Consider the following 1,961-nt stretch of genomic DNA (forward strand, 5'->3'; position numbering starts at 1 on the left):
GCTCGACGCGATCGGCATCTCCTACGACGAAATCGTCGACAAACTCGAAACCGAAGGCCTCGACAAATTCGTCACCAGCTGGTCCGAACTCCTCGCCGACGTCGAAGCTGCCCTCGCCAGCGCACGTAACACCACCGGAGGAATTCTCGTCAGCTAGGCACCTCCATACGGCGTCACTCGTGCTGTGCAACAGCCAAGCGAATAGAGTTCTCGGCTGTTGTGCAGCACGAGCCGTGAGCAGGATAATCGCAGCGAAGGGTCCGTTGAGGCACGATATCGAGATGGATCCCACCTGGAGTCTCCCCTCAGCGGTACCGAAGGTCGAAACCCCCTCTTGTACCCGCGACCAGCTGCCGTAATTCCGGCTGGGCACGTACCGTCGTGCCTGGTACGGGCTGTTCCTCACGCTCCCAAGCTCACGCATAGCACTCATCCGCAAGCTTTGACCGCTACCGAAAGGTAAACACCATGCCCTCTTCACCTTTGAAGTGCTGCATCAATCCCAGCATCCTCTCGGCCGACTTCGTCAACCTGGCGTCAGAGCTGGCCCGGATCAGCAACGCCGACGCCGTGCACGTGGATGTCATGGACAACGATTTCGTGCCGAATCTGACGATTGGTCTGCCCGTGGTGGAACGGTTGCAGGATGTCAGCCCGATCCCGTTGGACGCCCACCTCATGATCTCCAATGTGGACCGGTGGGCCCCGCAGTTCGCCGACGCCGGTCTGAGTTCGGTGACATTCCATGTCGAGGCCTCCGATGCCCCTATAAAACTGGCCCGCGAACTTCGCGCTCGGGGGGCCAAGGCGGGGATGGCTCTGCGCCCGGCCACCCCGGTGGAGCCGTACCTGGATATGCTCCCGGAGCTGGACATGCTGTTGATCATGACGGTGGAACCCGGATTTGGCGGTCAGGCATTCCTGGACGTCATGCTGCCCAAGATCCGCCGTGCCCGTGCGGCAGTCGATGGTTCCGGGGTGGACGTGGCCATTCAGGTCGACGGCGGCATCACTGAGGAAACCATCACGCGGGCCGCGGAAGCCGGCGCCAATGTCTTCGTAGCGGGATCAGCCGTGTACGGAAAGGCATCGCCCGAGGAAGCCATCGAGTCGCTGCGCGTGAAGGGACAACTCGCGCTGGCCCCAACGGCACCCCGCCTGAATACAACCGCCTCCTAACTACGCCTGAAGGACCACTTATGCGCGTTCATATCGCAACCGACCATGCCGGCATGGAGCTCAGCTCCCACCTCATCACCGCACTGTCAGCCGATGGCTACGAGATGGTTGACCACGGGCCTGCCTCCTACGACGCCGAGGACGACTATCCGGTGTTCTGCATCAATGCGGCCGCCGCGGTGGTGGCTGACCAGGTGGCCGGCGTGGATGCCCTCGGGATTGTGCTGGGCGGCTCGGGCAACGGCGAGCAGATCGCCGCGAACAAGGTCAAGGGTGTGAGAGCCGCCCTGGCCTGGAACCTCGATACAGCGAAGCTGGCCCGCGAGCACAACGACGCCAACGTAGTAGCAGTGGGCGGACGCCAGCACACTGTGGAGGAAGCCACCGAACTGGTCAAGGCTTTCCTCTCGGAACCATTCAGCAACGCCGACCGCCATGTGCGCCGCATCACCAAGATCGCCGCCTATGAAACCACCGGTGAGCTCGCCAACTGAATCAGCGCCTACCAGGAGTAGGCTGCGGCGCACGAAAGAGCTAACGGTGCGACGTTGCGGACTCTCGACAGCTGCCTGAAGGACGGAAGGTCCTTCCATAGAAGGACCTTCCGTCTGTCCCCTTGCCTGACAGAATTCGGCGTTTGCCCTGACCAGCAGGGAAAAGCCCACAAGTAGAACTTTTAATTGGAGTCAGTATGCCTATTGCCAGCCCTGATGTTTATGCCGAGATGATTGATCGTGCGAAGGCGGGCGGTTTTGCGTTTCCTGCGGTGAATGTGACGTCGT

At 61.3% G+C, this 1,961-nt stretch carries 2 protein-coding genes; both read left to right on the plus strand.

Annotated elements, in window-relative coordinates; genetic code table 11:
* The first annotated feature begins 468 nt into the window (after positions 1 to 468).
* Positions 469 to 1,179 (plus strand): ribulose-phosphate 3-epimerase, encoded by a 711-nt coding sequence (gene rpe / locus RCH21_RS17105; protein ID WP_326965414.1) that lies wholly within the window; start codon positions 469 to 471, stop codon positions 1,177 to 1,179.
* Between the two features lie 20 nt (positions 1,180 to 1,199).
* Positions 1,200 to 1,673, plus strand: coding sequence for a ribose-5-phosphate isomerase (locus tag RCH21_RS17110; RefSeq protein ID WP_120148610.1), 474 nt, complete (start codon positions 1,200 to 1,202; stop codon positions 1,671 to 1,673).
* The last annotated feature ends 288 nt before the right edge of the window (positions 1,674 to 1,961 follow it).

The sequence above is a fragment of the Arthrobacter sp. PL16 genome (genome assembly GCF_035985055.1).
In the GTDB taxonomy this organism is placed as follows: Bacteria; Actinomycetota; Actinomycetes; order Actinomycetales; family Micrococcaceae; genus Arthrobacter_D; species Arthrobacter_D cheniae.